General features: G+C 66.2%; 4 protein-coding genes. 1 reads left to right on the top strand and 3 read right to left on the bottom strand.

The window, feature by feature from the left end:
* Positions 1-974, top strand: a 974-nt coding sequence (locus JYJ84_RS29315; RefSeq protein ID WP_205189816.1) for a calcium:proton antiporter, incomplete at its 5' end; no start/stop codon positions are given.
* A 94-nt stretch (positions 975-1068) separates the two neighbouring features.
* On the opposite strand, the gene JYJ84_RS29310 is transcribed toward JYJ84_RS29315, so the two are convergent.
* From JYJ84_RS29310 to JYJ84_RS29300, 3 genes are all read right to left on the bottom strand, one after another.
* The gene (locus JYJ84_RS29310) at positions 1069-2202 is read right to left on the bottom strand and encodes a transporter substrate-binding domain-containing protein (protein ID WP_122947264.1); all 1134 of its coding nucleotides are present in this window, start codon (positions 2200-2202) and stop codon (positions 1069-1071) included.
* A gap of 20 nt (positions 2203-2222) precedes the next feature.
* A complete protein-coding gene (locus tag JYJ84_RS29305; RefSeq protein ID WP_174956152.1) occupies positions 2223-2996 on the bottom strand; it encodes a hypothetical protein in 774 nt (257 codons plus the stop codon).
* Between the two features lie 666 nt (positions 2997-3662).
* The coding region (locus tag JYJ84_RS29300; protein WP_205189814.1) for an amidohydrolase at positions 3663-4460 on the bottom strand (798 nt) is incomplete at its 5' end.

The following is a 4460-nucleotide window of genomic DNA, read 5'->3' as shown; positions in this document are numbered from 1 at the left end:
TCGCCGCCGCACTCGCCGGCGCCGTGTTCGCCGCCGTTCACCATGCCGAAGTCGTCGCGCACCGCGTCGGCGAACCGTTCGGCACGCTCGTGCTCGCGGTCGCCGTGACCGTCATCGAAGTCGCGCTGATCGTGTCGGTGATGCTCGGCGCGGGCCCCGAGAAATCGGGCCTCGCCCGCGACACCGTGTTCGCCGCCGTGATGATCATCTGCAACGGCATCGTCGGCATCTGCCTGCTGGTCGGCGCGTGGAAGCACGGCGAACAGGACTTCCAGGGGCGCGGCGCCAGCAAGGCGCTCGCGGTGCTGGCGTCGCTGTCGGTGCTGTCGCTCGTGATGCCGAACTACCTGAACGCCGCGCCGGGCCCGTTCTTCTCGAAATCGCAGCTCGCGTTCGCCGGCGTGGCGTCGCTCGTGCTGTACGGCGCGTTCGTGTTCGTGCAGACCGTGCGTCACCGCGACTACTTCCTCACCGCGCACGACAGCGCAAACGAATCGGTGCACGCGGCGCCGCCGAGCAACCGCACCGCCGTGATCAGCATGCTGCTGCTGTTCGTGAGCCTCGTCGCGGTCGTGCTGCTCGCGAAGCTGCTGTCGCCGGCCGTCGAGCACGCGGTGATGCAGCTCGGTGCGCCCGAAGCCGCGGTCGGTATCGTGATCGCCGCGCTCGTGCTGCTGCCGGAAGGGCTCGCGGCCGTCACCGCCGCGCGCGCGAACCGCCTGCAGACCAGCATGAACCTTGCGCTCGGTTCGGCGCTCGCGAGTATCGGGCTCACGATCCCGACCGTCGCGGCCGTGTTCATCTGGGTCGGCCAGCCGCTCACGCTCGGCATCGGCCCGATGGAAACCGTGCTGCTGGCGCTCACCCTGCTGGTCAGCACGCTGACGCTCAGCCAGGGGCGCACGACGGTGCTGCACGGCGTCGTGCACCTGTCGCTGTTCGCGGCCTACCTGTTCCTGTCGATCACTCACTGACGCAGAAAAGCGCGCGGCCCGGCGGATCACCTCCGCCGGGCCGCGCGCAGTCTTTCACGTCCCTTCAGCTTCCTTCGTTCACGTCAGGCCGCCGTTACCGCACCGGAATCACGAGATGCTGGCCCGCCAGGATCAGGTTCGGGTTCGCGAGGTTGTTGCGGCGTTGAATCTCGCGATAGCGCTGGCCGCTGCCGAGCTTGCTCGCCGCGATCATGTTCAGCGTGTCGCCCGCCTTCACCACGTACGTGTGTTCGCCCGACGCGGCCGCGGTCGTCACCGCCTGGTCGCTGACGAAATACTTGCGCAGCAGGTCGAGATACTGCGGCGACTGCTTGAGCTTCGCGATCGCGGCGTTCAGGTAGATCAGCAGATCCTGGTCGTCGGCGCGCACGCCGATCTTGTAAGCGATGTTCGAGCCGTCGAGCTTGGTCACCGCGAACTTCAGGTCGGTGCCCTTGATCGAGCTGACCGCGAACGGATAGTCGTAGATGAACGCGTCGACCGTCCGGCCGTCGAGGCTCTTCGCGATGAATGCCGGATCGGAATCGTCGACCTCGACGAACTTCACGTTCGGATACTGGCGCGTGACGAACGCGCGCACGTCCGGGTCGCCTTTCAGGATGCCGACCGTCTTGCCCGCGAGATCGTCGGCCGAGCGGATCGCGGAGCCTTGCCGCACGATCAGCGAATAGCCGAAATCGTCGACGTACGGCACCGAGTAGACGACGCCCGCCGGCGTGTTGTCCGGGAACGTCAGCCCGTCCATCGCGACGTCGACCACGTGGTTGCCCTTCGCGTCCGTATCGAGCAGCTGCTTCGGCACCCCCGGGTACGTGTCGACCTCGTGACGCGTATCGACGACAACCGGCTTGCCGCCGTGCGAGAACGACGGATCCGCGAACAGCAGCCGCGCGAACTCGACGTTGAAGCCGTGTGGCGTGCCCTTGTCCTCGCCAAAGAACGGCTCGCTCGGGTTCTGCACCGAGATCCGCACGAGGCCGTTTTCGGCAATCGATTTCAGCGTGCTGGCCTGCGGCGTGAAGCCGGCCGGCAATACGTTGGCCGACGGCGACGTCTGTGCGGGCTGGCTCGTGTCACTACTTTGCGCGGAGGTCGAGGCCGGCGCCGCGTCATGTGCGGGCATCAGCGTCGACAGGCCGCCCTGATGCACGATCCATACGCCGACGAGCACTACCAGAAACGCGATGGCGCCAAGAAGTTTTTTCATGGTTGCGTGCCTGCGGGAAGTTATTGTTGTTTCGACGGCAACTGCGCGGGGTTCGCGGCATCGAGCCCGGGCGCGTGCGGGGCGTTCATCACCGCCTGCTGCTGGGCCTGCTTGACCTCGGGGTTATCCAACAGCGATGTCTCCATTTCGGAGAACGCCTTGTTGACCGAGCGCATCACCGAATCGACGGCCACGTCGGTCTTGATCTGCTCGAACGTGTCGGATGCCTGCCGGCCCGCGAGCTTGTTCATCTGCTGCGCCGCCTGCGACATGTCCCACATCGCCTTCGCGCGGTCGATCGCCGACGCGAAATTCTTCAGCTCGGCCTGCACCTGCTTGTAGCGGCTCTCGCGGAACGCGAGCAGTTGCTTCATCGTGTCGAGCTGCTGCCGGAAGCGCGGCGCGTCGTCCGGGTACTGCTTCTCGAACAGTTCCGTCTTGCTCTCGAAGTTCTTCACCTCGGTGCGAAACGCGGTGATGCTGTCCGCGAACTTCTGTGCCGCCTGGCGCTTTTCCGCGAGCTGGTTGATCAGCGTCTCGATCGGATTGGCCTGCGCCTCCTCGACGATCATCTTCACCTTCTGGTTCGCGAACTTCATCGCGACGACCGGCGCGAAATAGATCGCACCGAGACCGATCACGCCCGCCGTCACCAGCGCGATCACCCCCTTCAGGATGAACAGCGCGGCCGGTGCCGCGATCGCGACGCCGGCGACGATGATCGCCCACTTGATCAGCTTGACCTTGCCACTCCCCGAACTGCCGTTTGCTTCTTCATTCGAAAGCTGCGACATGAGTTTTTCTCCTTGAACCTCGAACCGAACTGCTTGCGTCTGCCTTTTCAAGCTCAATCGAAATGCTTCGGACTTCGGTGCCGCCGGGCAGCCAGACCAGCCGGCGGTGCAATACAAGGATGGGCGCAACGGGCGTCACGAGACGCCGGTGTAGGCGCCGTTCAGGATGCGGTGATGAGGGGCGGCGGACAGCGCGGCGATGCGGCAGGCCGGACGGGCGCCATGCATCGTCGCGGCTCGCGCGCGAACGGGAAAGCGTACCGATGCACGGTACGAAACGGGATGACGGATACGTGACGCGACGGGCGTCGGGAGAAGCGTTGTTCCGGCGGGCCGACAAACGCGGGGCCGGTATTCCGGTACGAGGGCGTAAAGGCTCATCGTTGTTCTTTTGCGTGTCGCGGGTGCAGGAACCGCGCGGCCGGCGCGTCCCGCTCCAAATGCACGGACGTATCGTGCGCCGACCGGCATGCAGCGTCAAGCAGTTGTCGCAGTGCAGCGAAGCGCTGCGTTCCTCCGTTGGAACAACGGTAGCGCAACAGCTTTCAACACGGTAAGGATTCGCAGGACTACGACCTGTCGTTCCCATTCAGGATTGCTTGCCATCGCATACGCAAGCTTCCGGATTGAAAGCTTGTCACACTCTGCCCCGTCCTTGCAGCCGGCTCAGAATCCGTAAAGCACGGCCGGGTTGTCGGCCAGAATCGCGCGGGTGACCGCGTCGTCCGCCGTGCAAGCGCACAGCCAGTCGAGCAAGCCCATGTCGTCGGGGACCGGCGACGCATTCGGGTGTGGCCAGTTGCTGCCCCATACGCAACGCGCCGGATGGTTGCGCGCCAGCACGGTGGCGAGGCGCGCGACATCGTCGTAACCGGGCGCGCCCGAGCGCGAGGTCTCGTACGGCGCGGACAGTTTCACCCAGGCATGGCCACGGTCGAGCAGGCGCCGCAGCGCGAGAAACGCCTGCGCGTCCGGCGCGACGGGTGTCAGGAACTTGCCCGTGTGATCGATCACGACACGCGCCGGTAGCGAGGACAGCAACGGCAAGACGTCGGGCAGCGTCCGGCCGTCGAGCTGCAGGTCGACATGCCAGCCAAGCGGCCCGATCCGCGCGGCCACCCGCTCCAGTTCATCCCACCGCGCGAGGCCCCCCGCCAACATCATGAACCGGACGCCGCGCACGCCCGCCGCGTGCAACCGCGCGAGCTCGGCATCCGGCACGTCGGCCGGCAACGTCGCGACACCACGTGCCTGCTGGCCGAACGCGGCCAGCGCGTCGAGCAGGCAACGGTTGTCGACACCATAGCCGGTCGGCTGCACGATCACGACGCGTGCCAGGCCGAGCGCCTGCTGCACCCGGCGATACGCATCCACCGGCGCGTGCGGCGGACGGAACGTCGCCGTCGGCGCGAGCGGATAGGCGTCGTCGTAGATGTGGATGTGGCAATCGCACGCTTCGGCTGG

Origin of the sequence: Burkholderia sp. LMG 13014, from assembly GCF_905232215.1 — a bacterium.
Classification (GTDB): Bacteria; Pseudomonadota; Gammaproteobacteria; order Burkholderiales; family Burkholderiaceae; genus Burkholderia.
This window is presented reverse-complemented; position numbering and strand designations above follow the sequence as displayed.